Origin of the sequence: Microcoleus sp. bin48.metabat.b7b8b9.023, assembly GCF_013299185.1 — a bacterium.
In the GTDB taxonomy this organism is placed as follows: Bacteria; Cyanobacteriota; Cyanobacteriia; order Cyanobacteriales; family Microcoleaceae; genus Microcoleus.
The window spans coordinates 69,289-87,982 of record NZ_JAAFKG010000017.1 but is presented as its reverse complement, the minus strand read 5'-3'; the positions used below and the strand labels follow the sequence as shown (position 1 = coordinate 87,982).

At 45.8% G+C, this 18,694-nt stretch carries 14 protein-coding genes; 7 read left to right on the top strand and 7 right to left on the bottom strand.

Features of this window, described 5'->3' with window-relative positions; genetic code table 11:
• Positions 1 to 151 precede the first annotated feature (151 nt).
• The gene (locus QZW82_RS12490; protein ID WP_293148525.1) at positions 152 to 2,044 is read right to left on the bottom strand and encodes an AAA-like domain-containing protein; all 1,893 of its coding nucleotides are present in this window, start codon (positions 2,042 to 2,044) and stop codon (positions 152 to 154) included.
• A 279-nt stretch (positions 2,045 to 2,323) separates the two neighbouring features.
• On the opposite strand from QZW82_RS12490, the gene QZW82_RS12485 reads away from it, so the two are divergent.
• Both QZW82_RS12485 and QZW82_RS12480 read left to right on the top strand, forming a co-directional pair.
• The gene (locus tag QZW82_RS12485) at positions 2,324 to 2,497 is read left to right on the top strand and encodes a hypothetical protein (RefSeq protein WP_293148524.1); all 174 of its coding nucleotides are present in this window, start codon (positions 2,324 to 2,326) and stop codon (positions 2,495 to 2,497) included.
• Between the two features lie 32 nt (positions 2,498 to 2,529).
• Positions 2,530 to 2,880 carry a hypothetical protein gene (locus QZW82_RS12480; protein ID WP_293148522.1) on the top strand — a complete coding sequence of 117 codons (351 nt, stop codon included), beginning with the start codon at positions 2,530 to 2,532 and terminating at the stop codon, positions 2,878 to 2,880.
• A 533-nt stretch (positions 2,881 to 3,413) separates the two neighbouring features.
• On the opposite strand, the gene QZW82_RS12475 is transcribed toward QZW82_RS12480, so the two are convergent.
• Both QZW82_RS12475 and glgA read right to left on the bottom strand, forming a co-directional pair.
• The gene (locus tag QZW82_RS12475) at positions 3,414 to 3,785 is read right to left on the bottom strand and encodes a DUF4342 domain-containing protein (protein ID WP_293148520.1); all 372 of its coding nucleotides are present in this window, start codon (positions 3,783 to 3,785) and stop codon (positions 3,414 to 3,416) included.
• Between the two features lie 326 nt (positions 3,786 to 4,111).
• Entirely contained in the window at positions 4,112 to 5,587 is a 1,476-nt protein-coding gene (gene glgA / locus QZW82_RS12470) for a glycogen synthase GlgA (RefSeq protein ID WP_293148518.1), read from the bottom strand.
• A gap of 134 nt (positions 5,588 to 5,721) precedes the next feature.
• Here glgA and QZW82_RS12465 point away from each other — a divergent pair, with 134 nt between their 5' ends.
• Entirely contained in the window at positions 5,722 to 6,675 is a 954-nt protein-coding gene (locus QZW82_RS12465; protein ID WP_293148516.1) for a sigma-70 family RNA polymerase sigma factor, read from the top strand.
• On the opposite strand, the gene QZW82_RS12460 is transcribed toward QZW82_RS12465, so the two are convergent.
• A complete protein-coding gene (locus QZW82_RS12460; RefSeq protein WP_293148514.1) occupies positions 6,667 to 6,822 on the bottom strand; it encodes a hypothetical protein in 156 nt (51 codons plus the stop codon). The genes QZW82_RS12465 and QZW82_RS12460 overlap by 9 nt on opposite strands.
• 262 nt (positions 6,823 to 7,084) lie before the next feature.
• On the opposite strand from QZW82_RS12460, the gene QZW82_RS12455 reads away from it, so the two are divergent.
• Together QZW82_RS12455 and QZW82_RS12450 are read left to right on the top strand one after the other, a co-directional pair.
• Positions 7,085 to 8,080, top strand: coding sequence for a DUF1822 family protein (locus QZW82_RS12455; protein ID WP_293148512.1), 996 nt, complete (start codon positions 7,085 to 7,087; stop codon positions 8,078 to 8,080).
• A 108-nt stretch (positions 8,081 to 8,188) separates the two neighbouring features.
• A complete protein-coding gene (locus QZW82_RS12450) occupies positions 8,189 to 10,702 on the top strand; it encodes a CHASE2 domain-containing protein (protein ID WP_293148511.1) in 2,514 nt (837 codons plus the stop codon).
• Positions 10,703 to 10,966: 264 nt separating this feature from the next.
• Here QZW82_RS12450 and QZW82_RS12445 read toward each other — a convergent pair whose 3' ends face one another.
• Positions 10,967 to 11,695 carry a response regulator transcription factor gene (locus QZW82_RS12445; protein WP_293148509.1) on the bottom strand — a complete coding sequence of 243 codons (729 nt, stop codon included), beginning with the start codon at positions 11,693 to 11,695 and terminating at the stop codon, positions 10,967 to 10,969.
• A 67-nt stretch (positions 11,696 to 11,762) separates the two neighbouring features.
• Here QZW82_RS12445 and QZW82_RS12440 point away from each other — a divergent pair, with 67 nt between their 5' ends.
• On the top strand, positions 11,763 to 12,308 hold the full coding sequence (locus tag QZW82_RS12440) for a hypothetical protein (protein ID WP_293148507.1): 546 nt from the start codon (positions 11,763 to 11,765) through the stop codon (positions 12,306 to 12,308).
• Between the two features lie 147 nt (positions 12,309 to 12,455).
• Here the strand turns inward: QZW82_RS12440 and QZW82_RS12435 are convergent, their stop codons facing one another.
• Both QZW82_RS12435 and QZW82_RS12430 read right to left on the bottom strand, forming a co-directional pair.
• Complete coding sequence (locus QZW82_RS12435) at positions 12,456 to 15,632, bottom strand: CHAT domain-containing protein (RefSeq protein ID WP_293148505.1); 3,177 nt, start codon at positions 15,630 to 15,632, stop codon at positions 12,456 to 12,458.
• A gap of 308 nt (positions 15,633 to 15,940) precedes the next feature.
• Positions 15,941 to 16,744: a DUF928 domain-containing protein gene (locus QZW82_RS12430; RefSeq protein ID WP_293148503.1), complete on the bottom strand. Its 804-nt coding sequence runs from the start codon at positions 16,742 to 16,744 to the stop codon at positions 15,941 to 15,943.
• Between the two features lie 386 nt (positions 16,745 to 17,130).
• Between QZW82_RS12430 and QZW82_RS12425 the strand changes: the two genes are divergently transcribed.
• Positions 17,131 to 18,627: a glycosyl hydrolase family 57 gene (locus QZW82_RS12425; protein ID WP_293148501.1), complete on the top strand. Its 1,497-nt coding sequence runs from the start codon at positions 17,131 to 17,133 to the stop codon at positions 18,625 to 18,627.
• The last annotated feature ends 67 nt before the right edge of the window (positions 18,628 to 18,694 follow it).

Genomic DNA, 18,694 nt, shown 5'->3' with positions numbered 1-18,694 from the left:
TTATTGGTGAACCCGCCCCTACAATACCTGGAATTATATGATACCAGTTTGGTGGGGGTGGGTTTATGAGTTTGTCGGTTTTAGGCAATTATTGTCGGTGAACCCGCCCCTACAATATCTGGAATTATATGATACCTAATCGCTCAATATTTTACCCGATCGCGCTCAAGTGCGATCGAAAATATTGTCGGTACAACTCGCACCTAGGCACGCACTCGTTTCCCTGCAATTTCACCAACCCCAAACTGTCCAACTTAAACGCCTGAATCGCCTTTAATTGCACCCCAGAATCCGCCGCCGCAATCTCTCTCATCCCCGCAGCTAATTCTGGATATTCTTCTAAATTCCACAGTTGGCGGCGCAAATGGTCGCTGTAAATTCCCGCATCGGCGATCCTCTTCGAGGGCTTCGCTAACGCACTTTCTTTTAATTCATCAAGTGTCAAATCACCTCGCGAAATGTGATATAATGCAACTCGCACTAAATATGGATGACCGCCCACAATTGCCATCAGTTGCTCAACTTCGGCATCTGACCAACTTAAATTGTGCCGCGCTGCTAAATCTTGGATTTGCCCAGCGTTGAATTCGGGCAAATCTACGGGTAAGCCGACATTGAAGGGCGATTGATTGATATTCATGGGGATGTAAACTTCGGTGGAGTGAACCACAATTAACCGCAGTTTTTTCCAGATATCCCGCCGCTTCGATTCTTCGTGCCACGCCCGCAGCAGTCCCAAAAAGTCTTCGGCTATGTCGGGATATTGGAAAACGCGATCGATCTCGTCTAATCCTAAAATTAGAGGACTGTCGATTTGGGGTAAGATGTATTTCTCAAAGTAATCTTTGCAGTTGACTTTGCTGCCAAAAATATCGTCCCAATAATCCTCTAATTGATTGGCTAAGTGCAATTCGCGCCCGACGTAAGCGCAAAACCATTTTAAGAATTTATCTAAGTTGGCGAATACACTTTTATCTACTAACTGAAAAGTTAGCGGCACTGTGCAATAACCTTGACGGGCTCCGTGATGCAAAATTCTTGCCATTAAGGATGTTTTGCCCATTTGCCTCGGTGCTTTGATTCTAATTAAGGCGCTGGGCTGTACAATAGTTTGATAGCAGCGTTCTTCTATGGGCGGGCGTTCTACATAAAATTGAGAAGCGACATCGACTTGTCCTCCCGGTAATTCCGGTTCGGCGGCGGGTAGAGGTATTTCGTCGCTACTAATTTCTAATATTTGTTTTGTTGTTAAATCTTCCGGTTGTTCTTTGACTGGTGCGGGAGTTTCTGCTAGCAATTTCAACACTTCTTCGATCAAAATTGGAGTGTCGCCGTCCTTTTGCCATTCCCTCTGTTCGATTCGGTACAGATAGCCCCGCAAATCGTGGTTTAGAGGTACGTTCAAGGGAAAACCGACGCGAATCGGTAAAATTATTGGTTTCTTGTCAGGGCGAGAGTCTTGCAGTTCTTTGGCTTGCTGGACTTGATAGGTTAGCAGTTCGCTTTGGCTGACTGTTGGCGGCAATAGCAATAGCAAATAATCGCATTCTTTGAGGAAGTAGTTTATGCGATCGAACCAATTATCTCCCAATCTAATGTTATTTTCGGCGGTGAAGACTGTATGACCGATCGCACTTAAGGCCGTTTCCAACTGTTTTCCCAACTCGCGATCGGGTTCGGCGCTGCGATAACTCACAAATACTTTAACACTTCTGTTGCTGCTGCTGGCGGTTTCCCTGGCAACGGGTAAATTGTCCGACTCAGCGACATCTTCGGCATCGTCTAGTTTAGCCGATCGATGGTCGCCATTCGTCAGAGTCAGCTCAAACGCCGCGAACAACTGTCGCAGTTTGCTGAGATCCGCACCTTCTCTACCCTGCTTAATTTTGCTGACTGTATCCGCGCCAACGCCCGACTCGGCCTCGATTTCCGTCAGAGTACCTCTAATGTTATATCGGTCAGACCATTCTTGGAGCGCCTCATTAAGTTTCTTTAAGCCAGGGGCTGTGAGAATTCGACCGCGATCGCGTTTTGACTTGAGCACTTCTGTTGCACTGAAATGGGAAGGAATCTAGGAACTTTAACACCTTAAGTTCCTATTTTAAGCGATTTTAAGGGAGATAGTCAGCCCGCCGGAATTTAAGTAATTTTACTTGTAGAGGGTTTTTAGGCGATCGACTTTCTCAAACTCTGTCCTGATAACGGCTTCAACCTGTGAATATATTTGAAAAGAAAAAAAAATCTTAACTCCCCAATCTCCCCTGCGAGCAACCACTGATTTTTTTTAGAGTAGATACATCAAGGAAAACCCAGGAGCATCACCATGAACAAAATTCTACACCGATTGGCAATGGCCGCCTTAGGAACTGCTTCAATTGTGACAATTAATACACTTAATAATTTAACAGAAGCATCGGCCGCTGGTAAATTTGACCAACCGCAAATTCATCAGAATACGATTTTTCCAATTGCTGTCCCCCATCAGTTGCATAAATAGCATAAATCCATTTATTTCATTCAGGAGAATTTATGAAGTCTACACTTTGCTCGCCACAATCTACCGCTACAGAATCTAACTCCGTTGATGCTGATGCGATCGATGCCTGCACTGCATTAGCGTGGGTTGAATTGGTAGCCTTAGATAACAGCGCTCTCACGGGTGATGATTGGCTGGTGCTGTGCGATGATATTGATAGCGGGGAAATCTACCGCGGCTGGTTTCTGTGGCACGATCGCGAAGTTAGCGGTAATTGGGAAGCTTACGACCATTTGAACGATCGCCGATTTGTTGCCAAAAGCCAAGTTTTTGCCAAAAGTGCGATCGACTCCATCGAAGATGCCAGAAATCGCGCGATCGCACAACTAGAATTTGTACTCTAACACAAATACAACTCGCGCCGAGGAAACAATAATTCCCGACTGAATGAACTTTCCGATCTACGCAAGACGAGAATAAACAGGTTTAATATAACCGGATGCAATATAATTCCCGGCAACCAAATATTCTCAAAGAAAATAATAAAAATTACGGGTGCAGGCGTATGTAGTTGCGCTTGGGGGCTCTTTTAAAGCGCAACTACGTACCTTTTATAACTCTGGTATGTTGTTGCGCTTCAGCGCTCTTTTGAATATATAAGAGAAGAGCGCTTAAGCGCAACTACGTACCTTTTATGACTCTGGTATGTTGTTGCACTTCAGCGCTCTTTTGAATATATAAGAGAAGAGCGCTTAAGCGCAACTACGTACCTTTTATGACTCTGGTATGTTGTTGCGCTTCAGCGCTCTTTTGAATATATAAGAGAAGAGCGCTTAAGCGCAACTACGTACCTTTTATGACTCTGGTATGTTGTTGCGCTTCAGCGCTCTTTTGAATATATAAGAGAAGAGCGCCCAAGCGCAACTACGTACCTTTACTACTCTTTTCGCTCGATAACCACACTCAAATGAGCGACAACTGCCCCAACTGTTGCCAATACAGCAGCAATTGGAAAGACTACACTCCCTGCAACGCCACCTACCAATCCCGCCATCAGCGGAATGTCTGCTAAAATCCGCCCTTCTGAGTTTTTGATGACGAGGCGGCGGAGTTTTCCTTGCTCAATTAGTTCTTTGACTTTACCAATTAAACTGTCGGCGCTAATCTTAAATTCTTCCACTCTAACTTTTTCCTCTGTTACGAACTCTGAGGTGAATAAAGGAGTTTCAACTGTTGGGTTAGCTGAATTTCCGGCTGCTGCTTCGTCTTGGAGGATTGTTACTTGTTGTTCTAGTTGTTGTGAGTTCATTTTGTGTAGGGCGGGCGAACACCAGCCGTTTAATTTCTATACTTCTATCTTGTGCGATCGCACTTCGCACCGACAGGCAAGAAAACCCTACAAGCTGCATTCGTACTTTCCGCCCCCGCCTTTTCACCCAAAACATTATCTCTGTGGACAGCGTTAATCAGTTGACAGTTGACAGTTGACAGTTGACAGCGTTAATCAGTTGACAGCGTTAATCAGTTGACAGTTGACAGTTGACAGCGTTAATCAGTTGACAAATGACCAATGACTAATGACCAATGACCAATGACTAATGACTAATGACTAATGACTAATGACCAATGACTAACTTATTTGTGCCGAATTAGCTCGTAAATTTCCACATAGTCTTTAGCTGGATATTTCCACGAATTATCGCAATTCATACCTTGAATCATCAGCTTTTCAAAGTCATCATGATAGTCATACCACAATCCGATCGCCCGATCGAGCGCCGACTCTAAAGCGTAGTAGTCTGTTTGGTGAAATACGTAGCCGTTGCGCTCTTCGGGTAAGTGGTTGGTGTCGTAATCGCGATCGAACACCGTATTCACCAAACCGCCCACGCCCCGCACCACAGGCACCGTACCGTACCGCAACCCGATCATCTGAGTCAGCCCGCAGGGTTCGTAATTGCTCGGCACCACAATCATATCCGCACCCGCGTAAATTAAGTGCGACAGTTCCTCATTAAAACCGAGTTCCAAATGGCAGTCGGGATTGTCATTTAAAACCCATTTTTCGTGCTGGAAATGCGCGTTAATTCCCGCTTCCGTCGCCGAACCCAAAAGTACGAATTGCGCGCCTTTGCTCAGACAGTAATAAATTGCATGGTGGACGAGGTGAACGCCTTTTTGGTCGTCCAAACGACCGATAAAGGTAATCAGAGGCTTGTCAGCATCGCGCATTAACAGCCGATCGCGCAAAGCTGTTTTAGTTTCGGCTTTTCCTGCCAAATCCTCCTGAGTGTAGTGTTGCGGAATATAGCGATCGCTCTCGGGATTCCACACGTCGTAATCGATGCCGTTGAGCACCCCGCGAAATTTGTCTTGATATATATGCAAAGTGTGGCCCAAACCGTAGCCGAACTCGCCGACGTGAGCTTCCCAAGCGTGGTGCGGCGAAACCGTCGTCACAAAGTTCGAGTACACAATGCCACCTTTCATAAAGTTGATGGCAAAGGGGTTAAAATTATCTCGCAGGCGATCGTACTGAAAATAATACTCATCTCGATTCAAACCCGTTGCTTGCAAAATCTCACTTCCGCCCATGCCTTGATGTTTGAAATTGTGAATGGTATAGCAGACTCGCTGATTTTCCATCCAATTGTATTTGTAAATTTCAAACAGCATGACTGGAACCAAGCCAGTTTGCCAATCGTGACAGTGAATCACATCCGGGCGCTTGTTGCTTCTTAGCAAAAATTCTAAAGCAGCTTTGCTAAAAAACGCAAACCGCATATTGTCATCATTGCAACCGTAATAACAGCCGCGGTTAAAAAAGTTATCTTGCGATCGAGGTTCGATGAAAAAACACAACACCCCATGCACCCAGCCGCAGTACACATCGCAAAGGATTTCGCCACCGTACCAGGGCACCGCCAAATCCCGATACGCATCGTGCAGCCCCCAAATGTGGTCGTACCTCATGCAGTCATACTTGGGCAGAATAATCTCGACGGCGTGGCCGGAATTCTGCAACTCCCGACTCAACCCATAAACTACGTCCCCCAAACCGCCTGCTTTGATGACGGGGGCGCACTCTGAGGCAATTTGTACGATGTACATTTTTTTGCTTACTCCTGGCTGAATCAAAAAATATTTTCTTAACTTGACAAAGTATATGATTTCTCGCCAAATAAGCAAGTCGCTCGTTAGACATAAAAGGGCGATCGCGCTTCCGGCTAGCAGAATTCGGGGCTGTGGCCCACAAACGCACAGAAGACAAAGGACACATCCGCGGCACAGCCTCAAAAATCGACTTTTACCTTATTCGATCGCATTTGTCAACTAAATATTTCAAAAATTTTTGTGGAATTTTCGCGAAAATTTCTCGCAGGATGCTGATAACTGATTATCAGACAACACTTGTTTGGCTACCAAACATCAACTCAGCGATTCTATTGTGGAAACTCAACCAGCAAATGCCGTGTCTAGCATTCATCCAGAGACTCTTCAGGAGGCCCTCGCCGATGCCCGACACCAACAATAGGGAGAACAATTTAAACCAACAACTCAAACAGCTAGTTGCTGAAGCCTGTTCGCATCCGCCCAAAAGCTTGATGCGACGGCAAAAACTCAGCGAGATAGTGAGGCTGATCGTGAGATCCGGCAAACTTTGGCAAGAAAACACGCCTCATTATAACGATGCCCTACAGCAAACTTGGGTGTATTTTTGTCGCAATGTTTGCGTTTGCGAAGAGAACACCACAAGAATTTTCGATCCGAATCGAGCCAGTCTCATTACTTGGCTAGGCAACTATCTCATGATGCGGCTGAGAGACTTTTGTATCGAAGAAGCAAAGGATCAAAATAGAGTTATTTTCCCGACAAATTTAGACGATTCAGAACTAATTAACCCGATAAATAATGTCGAAAATCCGCCGACTCATTCTGACAGTCCGCTAGTTATTCTAGAAGAGACTAAAAAATGGGTGCTGGCAGATATAGAGGGAGAGTTAAGAAGCGTTTACATCAAAGAACGCCCCGATGTCACTTGCCAAATCTTAATTTTGAAGCGTCTTCCCCCGGAGACTCCCTGGAAAAATATTGCTCTTGAATTTAACTTGCCACCGTCAACCGCGCCCAACTTTTATAAAAGAGAGTGTTTGCCCCGCTTGCGAAATTTTGCCAAAAAGCAAGGATATCTAGAATAACAGTTGACAGTTGGCAGTTGACAGTTGACAGTTGACAGTTGACAGTTGACAGTTGACAGTTGACAGTTGACAGCGAGGTTTTTTAGGCGAGTATTTAAACCTGGTTTTCCAAACAATCAGTCTTTCATGGCGGGGGCTAACAACCATTAATCTTGGGTAATTTGTAATTAGTAATAGCCACTATCTGTAACTGACTTACCAGAAAGAATTGGTTTAAAGCCGTAACCCTTTGAGGGAGAAAATAAAATCAGACTATTCATTACTCCAATCCTCTTCCTTATAGGTAGAGATCGCTCTCAAACTGTCAACTGTCAACTGTCAACTGTCAACTGTTGAACTGAGAAAGGCTAGAGAAAAGTATGTTTTTGAATTTTCATCATAAAACTATAGTTCAAAGAGGAGAATCCCGATGAATGGCAACCTTAACAATATCAGGCAATCATCTATTCCACTGCCCATTACCACCGCAGCGCTGCGGCTGGCAGAGAACTTTTCAAATATTAAAGGATTGAGTACAGCAGAAAAAAGAGACCAAGTTTATTTCAACACTTTAGCTGTATGTGCAGTGAAAGATTACATGGAAATGATGGATATTCCTACAGATTTGAAAGCCAGCGATAGTTGGAACCCTGCCATGCGCCTTTACACCGATGCAGCAGATTTGAAATTAACTCAATTTGGCTATTTGGAATGCCGCCCTGTGAAGTCTGGCAAGTTTTGTGACATTCCGCTGGAAGTACCTGACGATCGCATTGGTTTAGTGGCAGTTGAAATCGATACACAGCGGCAAGAAGCTACTTTGCTGGGATTTATGGCAACTGCAAGTGCTGGCGAGTTGGCGATCGACAAATTACAAAGTGTTGAAAAATTGCTGCTACATTTGGATAGTCTGAAACGAAGCAAAAAAGCTGTACAACTCAGTCAGTGGCTGCACAATATTTTCGAGGCCAGTTGGCAGTCTGTAGCAGAAGTTTTAGCGCCACCAGAACCTAGTTTAGCTTTTCGTTACGGCAGCGCAGTCGTGCGGGCTAAGACGATCCATCTGACACCAGATATCTCGGAACCAGTATCAACAACCCTCAACTATTTTCGGGGAAAACCTAATTTAGATAGGGGTGTAGGAGTACCCGCCGAATCTGTAGCTTTGCTGGTGGCGATCGCACCAACGACTGATAGTGATATTAATATTAAAGTACAGGTGCATCCGATCGCCGGAGCAGACAGCTTGCCACTCAACCTGACTCTGAAACTCATCGACGCCGAAGGCACCACTGTCATGGAAGCTTGTGCCGTCAAAAAAGACAACGGCTACATGACGCTGGAATTTGCTGCCGATCGCGGAGAATGTTTCAGCGTTGTGGTAAAACTGAAAGAAATATGTATAGCAGAGAATTTTGTCGCTTAAATCTGCCCGCTGGTTACAAGCTGTTCAGCATTAAAATTGAACCTTTACCAGGAAGTTAGCTTGAGGAATCAAAAATCTCAGTGTATCAAAGACCTGAGAGTGTCAACCATGCAAAAATTAGTTGTCTTAAAGCTAGATGATAACTTGACAAAAGGCGTGCGAGCTACTCTGGAAATCGGCCCGGAAGGAGAACGGGCCGCAGTAGAAATCCCAGGTTTCTTGCCTCCGCAACCAGAAATAGCTGACAACTACGATCGCTGGCAGTCAGTGTACCGCAGTTTGGGAGATTTCCGCATTAAGCCGATCGCAATTACCATTAGTAGCTCTCGTGCGGAACAGTTGGCAAAATGCCGGGATTTGGCAGCACAATTAAGCCAGCAAATCAATAGCTGGCTCTATTCCGAATCGTTTCGCCAACTCAGAGAAACATTGCTCGCACAATTAAGCCCGTTGGACACAGTTCGATTTTTAATCAAAACTGACGACATTGTTTTGCGGCGGCTGCCTTGGTACTGTTGGGATATTTTCGATCGCTATCCGCAAGCAGAAATTGCTTTAAGCGCCACTTCTATAAAACCGCAGGTTTGGGATCCCCCTAAATCCCCTTTAAGAAGGGGGAATTTGACACAATTCTCCCCCCTTTGTAGGGGCGGTGCCCCCGTGCCCGCCCGCTGGGGGGGATCTCCGATTTCAGATCCCCCTAAATCCCCTTTAAGAAGGTGGAATTTGAGTGAATTCTCCCCCCTTTGTAGGGGCGGTGCCCCCGTGCCCGCCCGCTGGGGGGGATCGGAGAGTTTTGGAAAAGGTCATAAAAATCTCGTCAGAATTTTAGCAATACTGGGTAACAGTCAAAATATTGATATTGAACAAGACTGCAAAATCTTGGCAGAATTGCCATCAGCAGAAATTACATTTTTAGTCGAACCAAGCCGCCGCCAAATCTGCGAACAGCTTTGGGAAAAAAACTGGGATATCTTATTTTTTGCCGGACACAGTTCTACCGACAGCGACGGTCGAAGTGGTAAATTTTATATCAATAAAACCGAGAGTTTAACAGTTGAGGAACTGAAACACGGTTTCAGGCTAGCAGTTAACAGCGGCTTGCAATTGGCTGTTGTGAATTCCTGCGACGGATTGGGCCTAGCGCGACAGCTAGAAGATTTGGGAATCCCGCAAACGATCGTGATGCGGGAACCGGTGTGCGATCGAGTTGCCCAAGATTTTTTGAAGTATTTTCTCCAATTTTTTTGCAGCGGGGAATCTTTGTATGTGTCAGTGCGCCTCGCGAGGCAAAGATTGGCAGAATTAGAGTCAGAAATTCCGGGCGCGGATTGGCTGCCGGTAATTTGTCAAAATCCGGCATCCCAGCCGCCGACTTGGCAAGAGTTGCTGCACAAACCCGAGGTGAAAAATGCCAGTAATTCGCCATCTTTATCTTGGCGGCGCCGTTTTGGGAGCGGGCTGTTGTCGATCGCAATTGCTGCTGTTTTTGTCCTGGGAATGCGATCGCTGGGCTGGCTGCAAGTATCGGAATTGCAAGCTTTTGACGAATTGATGCGCCTGCGTCCCCCCGAAAGCTCGGATTCGCGTTTGTTGCTGGTGGAAGCAACGGAAACGGATATCGAAAAATACGGCTTTCCGCTGCCGGATGGGACGATCGCCAAAGCAGTAGCAAATTTAGCACAGTATCGGCCGCAAACGATCGCCCTGGATATCTTTCGCCCTCGCCCCTCCGGAGTCGGTTATGCGGCATTGGCTGCTAGCTTTAAGAGCGATCGAAGTTTAATTGGTTTGTGCAGCGTCAAAGAAAGCGGCAAACCGAACAAATGCGGCATCAAACCGCCGCCTGCACTGCCAAAAGAGCGCCTCGGGTTCAGCGATGTGGTGGCTGATGCCGATGGCACTCTCCGCCGCCACTTGTTGTTTATCCAGCCGCATAGAACCGATAGTTGTGCTACAGAACATTCTTTAAACATGAGGGCTGCGCTCCATTACCTAGCAGCAAAAGGCATCACACCAGAAACTCTACCAGGAGATAAGATAGAGCTGGGAAAGGCGGTTTTTGCACCGATTCACGGCAGTACAGGCGCTTATCACAACCTGGACGATCGCGGTTTTCAAATTATGCTCAATTATCGATCGCCCCAAAATTTTATTCGGCGAGTTAGCCTGACACAACTGTTAGAAGGAAAAGTCAGTCCCAATTTGATTAAAGACCGAATTATTTTTATAGGTGTGACGGCGCCGATTTCCAATCCCGATTATTTTTTTACACCCTACAGCGCGCGAGAAATACCTTACCAGAAAATGCCGGGGGTGTTACTTCAGGCACAAATGTCGAGTCAAATTATCAGTGCTGCTTTGGATGGGCGCCCGCTGTTGCAAATTGTTCCTCTGTGGCAGGAAATGCTGTGGATTTTGGGCGGCGCAGCAGTTGGTAGCACGATCGCAATTTTCAGCCGGCGCAGGCTGTTTGCGGTGTTGCGGGCGATCGCTTTTGCGGGGATTTTGGGCGGAGTTTGCTGGTTTTTGCTAATCCAGGGTTGGTGGGTGCCTTTGGTACCGTCGGTTGTGGCAATGTTGGGGGCGTGTGGTATTGCGATTTTTTGTAAGCGAATCTAGAACCGTCTCTGTTAGATAGGTACGTTGTTGCGCTTGAGCGCTCTTAGTATATCTACGATCGGAGCGCTGAAGCGCAACTACATACCTTTTTTTTGGGATTTTAAATTATATCACATCTGGCTGTACCGGAATTGTTAAACCACAGAGAGCGCAGAGGACACAGAGGGAGAGTATAGAGAGATGAATTATCATTCCTATGAAGAGCGGATTTGAATTTATTTATTCAATAGACTTGTATTGCCAAATTATTTTGGCAATTCAATCCTAATTGGAAAATATCCTGTGATTGCGAGCATTCGGAGCAAATGTGTAACCGTATCCGCGAACTGTTTGAATAAAATTTGGCACAGCCCGATCGACTTTAGCCATTTTCTTGCGAATCTGGCCGATATGCACGTCCACCACTCGCTCTTCTGATGCGTAATTGGATTTCCAGCCCCAAATTTTTTCGATTAGCTGTTGGCGAGTCCAAGCTTCATCTGAATGAGTTGCCAAAAAACACAAGATCTCATATTCTAATTTGGTTAGAGTCAAAGTTTTATCCTGCAATCTTACTTCCCTACTCATTAAATCAATTTCTAGTTGACCGCAGACAAGGCGGGGCGGGTTGACGGTTCTCCCACGCCGCAACAAGACTTCTACTCTAACTGCTAGTTCTTCAATACTGAAGGGTTTGCACATAAAATCGTCAGCACCTGCTTTCAGGATTTTAATTCGATCTTCTTCGGCGGTGCGGCTGCTCAGAATCGCGACTAAAACATTCGTCCGCTTTTGCATTTCTTGACAAAGTTTATAGCCTGTAGTATCGGGCAAATTCCAATCTAAAATCACGAGCACTGGGTTGAATTCATCAAATATTTCTAATGCTGTTTGGCCGTCGGCTGCAAATTGTACTTCATATCTCTGCTTCAGAAAGCGATAGACTAGATTGCGGACGGGGGCGTCGTCTTCTACAACTAGAATTTTGGTGTTTTTATCGGCAGAGATTTTCATAATTTTTAACTCAATTGTTAATGGTGCAAAGTTAATTAGTAATATCATGTCCGGTCAAACAACTATCATGATTTGGGTTCGTAGTGAGGACTTTAGTCCTCTGATTATGAGGACTGAAGTCCTCACTACAAACCGGATTTTAGTTCGTAGTGAGGACTTTAGTCCTCTGATTATGAGGACTGAAGTCCTCACTACAAACCGGATTTTAGTTCGTAGTGAGGACTTTAGTCCTCTGATTATGAGGACTGAAGTCCTCACTACAAACCGGATTTTAGTTCGTAGTGAGGACTTTAGTCCTCTGATTATGAGGACTGAAGTCCTCACTACAAACCGGATTTTAGTTCGTAGTGAGAACTTTAGTCCTCTGATTATGAGGACTGAAGTCCTCACTACAAACCGGATTTTAGTTCGTAGTGAGAACTTTAGTCCTCTGATTATGAGGACTGAAGTCCTCACTACAAACCGGATTTTAGTTCGTAGTGAGAACTTTAGTCCTCTGATTATGAGGACTGAAGTCCTCACTACAAACCGGATTTTAGTTCGTAGTGAGGACTTTAGTCCTCTGATTATGAGGACTGAAGTCCTCACTACAAACCGTTTTTGTTGCTGCTGATTGACTGAACATGATTTAAGTCATTCCCAATCGAAAATCGAAATGACTTATCCAGGCCCGATCGCCTTTCTGTGAAGATTTCAGCCAAAAAACTAATTTTTTCGCGGGATTTGGCAATTCTTTACAAAATTTAACCGAAACTCCCCATTAGGCTTCGCCGATTAGCGTGAAAGCTGCCCAATCTCTGGGGTTTGGGTGCTGCTGGATTGTCTCTAACATGGCGTTTCGTAGCGATTGAGCTTTGTTGCCCGTTCGATCGAGGTTTTGATAAAATTTCACCATCAAATCGGCTGTAGGAGCATCTGGCACCGCCCACAAAGACACGATCGCACTGGATGTACCAGCCGAAATTAAAGCGCGAGACAAGCCGATAACCCCGTCACCGGTAATCCGCCCCATGCCGGTATTGCAAGCACTCAAAACTACCAAATCCGCCTGGAGGTGCAGGTGCAAAATTTCCTCAGCCGTCAGCAAACCGCTATCGGTGCGATCGGGTGCAAAGGCGATCGCACTGCCGAGTCCGCGAGTGCGATCGAGCAATCCGTGGGTGGCAAAATGGACGATGCGGGCGTCTGACAACCGCTGAAGCACGGCAGATTTGGTAGCGAATTTCCCCGTCAGGGCTTGGGTTTGGAACAATTGGGCGATCGCGTTAGCTTCGGTTTCTGAATGCGGCAAAGCAGATAACTGCTGCGGAGGTTGGCCCGGTACCAGAGCAACTTCAGGCATCGTCGGATTTCCTACTACTAAAATATCCCCAGCTAAATTAGAATTTTCTTGCCGTTTTTGACTGGTTAATTCCAGAATTTGAATTGCAGGAGCGGTCAGAATAGTATGTTTTTCAATTAAGTATTTCCCAGCAGCATCTTGCAGCGCCGGAAACGGCACAAAAAACAGTTCGCCTTGAGGAATAAAGATAATTTTAGCTGCTGGATCTGTCGGCAACAAATCGGCGATCGGTTCGATTAGCAGTTGATGAAGTTTTTGCAAGCGTGGGTGATTGGTGAGGCTCGATTCCACTTTTGTTGCTACATCAATTGCAGGTCTCTTAATAGTCAACCCTGCGGGCCAAGAGGATTGGGAGAGGGAGAGAATGTTGTGAGTTTGATCGACAGATATTACTTGCCAAGGTTCCCAATTCGGCGCATCATCGTGGAGTTTGACTAAATCGCCCGGGTACATTTTTAGAGTGGGATTGAAATCGCGATTCCTGATGCCGATCGCCTCGCGAGAATCGGCAACCAATTCTTTAAGCGAAGTATGTTCGTAGTTGAGATCAACTTGGCGAAATGCGATTTCACCACTCGGCTGAATTACCCAAATAAAGAGTTCTTCTAAAAAAGAAATCGAATATTCGACAAAAGTTGCATTTTGGGCTCTGGCAATTTCTTGAATGCGATCGATGTTAGGCGGCTTAATATCGGGTATCGCATCTGAATTTGCCGACAACCGAGCACCCAGTAACTCTACAAAAGCTCGCGCGCGCGATCGCTCCGCAATTTCCAGTGCTGCTTCTATTTTGTTCTGGACGATCAGGGTTTTTTCCAAATGGCGGTAAGTTGCGGCTTGGGTTTCAAAAATAGATACTTTAAAGTTATCGCGATCGCTCAATTTGACCCGCAGCGATTCCCAAGTTTGAATTGCATCGCCCAGGACTGTTTCAGCTTCTGCAAACTTGCCAAAGTCAAATAAAGCAAGTCCTAAATTGTTGAGAGTTGCCCCTTCTGATGCGGTTTCGCCGATCGCCCGCGCGATCTCCAAACTCTTGCGGCTGTATTCGATCGCCCGCTGGTACTGCCCCAAACAGCGGTAAGCATTGCCCAAATTTCGGCAGGAAGTTGCTTCCCCAGAGCGATCGCCAATTTCCTGCTGAATATCTAAGGATTGTTTGTAAAATGCGATCGCCCGCAAGTAATGCCCCAAATTACTGTAAGCATTACCCAGAATCACCAAAGAATTAGCTTCCCCAAAGCGGTTGTCAATTTTCGGTGCAAGATTCAGGGACTTCTCACAGTATTCGATCGCCAATTGATTTTTCCCCAGGGAAACATAGGTACGTCCCAAAGCGTTTAAGGAGTTCAATTCTCTATGCTTAGAGTTGAGTTTTATTGCCATATCTAAAGACTGAAGTTGGCATTCGATCGCCTGCTGGTATTCGCCCAGGGAATGATATGCACTCCCCAAATCGCGCCAGAAATTAGGTTCTCCATAGAGGTTGCCGATTTCCGGCTCAATCTTTAAACACTGTTGGTGGCACTCAATTGCTTGCAAGTATTCCCCCAAAGCATTGTAAATATTGCCCAAAGCGTTTAAAGAATCCACTTGTCCAGCGCAGTCGCCGATATCTCGCTGAATATTTAGCGCTTGCTGGTGAGAGTCAATTGCTTGCGAGTATTCCCCCAGCGCGCTGTAAATATTGCCTAGATTGTTCAAAGAATTCGCTTCTCCGTAGCCGTTGCCGTTGTTTCTATGAATATTTAGCGACTCCTGATAGTATTCGATCGCCTGCGAGTATCTTTCCAGGGTATTATTATCACTGTCCGAGAAGGAATCTTGCTCGGGGTGCGCTATTTCTGGTCTCTTCAGAATATTAACAAAAAATTTATTATTAATAGGAGACTGAATCGATCGGTAAATCGACAACACATCTGCCGCCGACAGCGCCTGTTTGTAGAGCTGAATATCTCCAATATTGCCTCGATAAATGCCACCAAAATCGTCCGATCGCCTGCCAACAGTCAGGGGCATATTATTGCTGAGAGAACCCTGTTGGTATATGGGTCTGAATCGGTCATCTACTTCCTTGCCATCGACATACCAGCGCCCTCCATCCACTCGATCGCGATCGACAACAACCGCCACGTGATGCCATTGGCTGTCGCTGACAACTGGGAAAAGAGCCATTTTTTCTGGACGATCTGCACCACAGTTTAGCCAACCTTTTACATCCGCTATTTGCAGGTTAATTTTACTTTGATAAATAAACAAACTCCAGCCCTGAATAGGGCCGGAATTTTCAATCCGCTTATCGATAATTTTGACAATACCGTAATCTTCCGTGCGAATCCACGCACAGATAGAAAAGTCTTCCGTGCCGAGATCCAGTAGAGGAGTGACTGGGAAAGTAACGTAACCTCCAGTCAGCAGCAGGCTTTCTTGTGGCCCGTTTTGCGATGGCTCAACAGCACGGCAAACGCTGTCAATTAGCAGTGCTGGAGGGAGATCCGGGCGATCGCTCGCCAAGTTTCCTGCTGCATCAAATGACCAAAGGGCGATCGGTGCTGTATTGAAAGTGTTATAGACGCTTAATATCGGGTATTTCATCAGTTGATAATTGATGGTTAATTATTGGTAATTAGTTAACGCAGTTTTCTCGATCGTTCCGAGAGTCCGACAGGGGTTAAAAACCCCTGTCTCATAGCTAAAGTCCTCTAAAAGAGGACTAAAATAGACCGTAATTTCGATCGTAATTAACAGTCGGTTTCAACCGACTTTTGCTATGAGGCAGGGGTTTAAACCCCTGCCGGACTGCGGGTGTAACGTGTTTGTCAACACCAATCACCTTAAAAATCCCCTACTCCTGGGATTGCGTAAATCCTATTTTAATATTCATCCCTACCTCAAACAAACAGTTATAAAACAATCCCATCCAAAAGCACAAATGGATGCTGCAATAAAGCCTCCCAATCAGCCTCCAAAGTCGCCAGAGAAGATATTTTCTCAAATCCACTTAACTCGGCTAGCGCTTCATACCGCAAATCATTTTCAGCATAAATCAGCAGCCTTTCCTCTAAAGTAGCTACCTGTAATTGACTCAAAAGTTTGTCCCGCAACGCAACTAATTCAGTAATAGTTTCGTACCACAAACCGTGTTTGGCCAACAGTAAAACGCGATGCCTCAGCGATGCGGTTTCTAGCTGAACTAAGATTTCTGGTGCCAATTTCACTCGCTCAACACACCCGTAGCGAGAGATATTGTCGCAGAAAAAATCCCAGCGATATTTTTTGCCAATTTCCAGAGGAGGTGCATTGGGTGGTAAGAAAAAACTCGCAAGTCCCGCTGTTTTTGCAAGCTGAAAAAATGTTCGGAAAACTACTTCTTGATTTTCTTCGTCTCGCAGCACAAACTCCAAGGGAATGTCATCGGGAAATGGAGCCGGCAAGTACAGCCAAAAAGTCGGATGTGCGATCGCAGTCAATCCTAAATTTAGAGCCGGAATTAAAGCTAAAAAGTGGTGAAGATCGTCGCGGCTACCTGCATCTCCGCGATCGCCCGGTGCTCCCCGCGCGGGCGGCTCGTAAGCCAGTACCTGCGGCTGCAAATGCGGTGACTCGGATGAATCCGCGAGCATCGCAGCCAATCCAGGTTGAACAATTGTGACAGCAACCAGCAAATTAATCGCCGCCTGCTGTAAGAGCAGTTTTTTTTCATTCATAAACTATCTGCGAGGTAGAGGTACAAAGTCTCAGGGCGATCGCACAGCAACCTGACAATAATCATGGCAGACTTTTATCTGCGTTTATCTGTGTTTATCTGCGGTTTTTATAATCAATCATTGTGAACCCAAGTCGAAATATCTGCAACTAAGTGACAAATTCCGAAAAACCTAACTCATTCGATCGCTTTTGTCAACTCAATTTCTTGATGCAAATCGCCAGTTGTCTCGTCTTTTTCCGAATATCGATCGCATAACTAACTCAAAGATTATTCCTAACTTTTCGATACTTACTTAAATCTGCTACCTTTTCTGCTACCCTAAAAGCATATAGCTATCTTACCAAATAGCAGACCGCGTTCCTCCACAATTCTTGAGAAAAACTTATGTCTGCGATCGCACCATCCCCCAACCCACCCGTTTTAGAAGAACTTCGCTCCGGATTGCCCAACATTTGCGGTTCCGAAGCAGAAATCAGCGCCGCTACCAACAGCAACGAACCAGTCTTTTTACCTACCACAAATCTGCGCCTCGAAAACATTCAAGCCGGATTCGCCTGCGCCCTCCATATGCACCAACCAACCATTCCAGCCGGTGCAAACGGCGAACTAATCTGCAATCTCCAGAATATGTTTGAAAATCCCAACCAAGGAGATAATCATAACGCCGGAGTCTTTGCTTGGTGCTATTCCCGCATGGGCGAATTCATTCCCCAATTGATAGCCGAAGGCTGCAACCCGCGAATTATGCTCGACTATTCGGGCAATTTATTGTGGGGATTGCGCCAAATGGGACGCGATGATGTACTCAACAATCTCAAGCGAATTACCTGCGATCCTCAATACCAACCCCACGTAGAATGGCTGGGGACAATGTGGAGTCACGCCGTGATTCCCTCAACTCCAATCCCCGACATTAAACTCCAAATTCAAGCATGGCAACATCATTTTGCGGCAATTTTTGGCTTGGATGCTTTGAAGCGCGTTAAAGGTTTTTCGCCACCAGAAATGCACTTTCCCAATCACCCCGATACACTGTACGAATACATCAAAGCTTTGAAAGAATGCGGCTACCGCTGGCTAATGGTGCAGGAACATTCTGTGGAAAACCCCGATGGTTCGGGATTGTCGCAAGACCAAAAATACATTCCCAACCGTTTGCAAGCCCGCAATTCTCGCGGCGAAACCATCAGCATTACGGCTTTGATTAAAACTCAAGGTTCTGATACAAAATTGGTTGGACAAATGCAGCCTTATTACGAAGCGAAAGTCCGCAACAAACAGCAAATTGGCAATGTCACGATTCCTTCTTTGGTGACGCAAATTGCTGACGGTGAAAATGGCGGCGTGATGATGAATGAATTTCCCAGCGCCTTTATGAAAGCTTGGCACGAAAACCGCTCTCAAGGTGGCGGAAAATCCGGTGTTGTCGGTTTAAACGGCACTGAATATTTGGAGATAATTGAAGCGGCGGGGGTTAATCCCGATGATTATCCGATTTGTCAGGGAATCAACCAGCACAAAATCTGGCAGTTAGTCGATGCTGATAGTGCGACACCGGAAAAAGTCGAAAGTGCGATCGCCAAACTCAAGCAAACCGACCACAATTTTCACATGGATGGTGCTTCTTGGACAAACGATTTGAGTTGGGTGAAGGGCTACGAAAACGTCCTGGAACCGATGAATCAACTCAGCGCCGCATTTCACCAAAAGTACGATCGGCTGGTGCAGCAAGATGCCACAGTTACCAAGCAGTTTGAATACCAGCAAGCTTTGCTTTACAACTTATTGGTACAAACAAGCTGTTTCCGCTATTGGGGACAGGGAACTTGGACTGATTACGCCCGGGAACTTTACAACCGCGGCGCTGCTTTAATGAAGTAGGAAAATTGATCGTAGGGTGCTTAAACAGTTGACAGTTGACAGTTGACAGTTGAGAGCGAAGTGATAA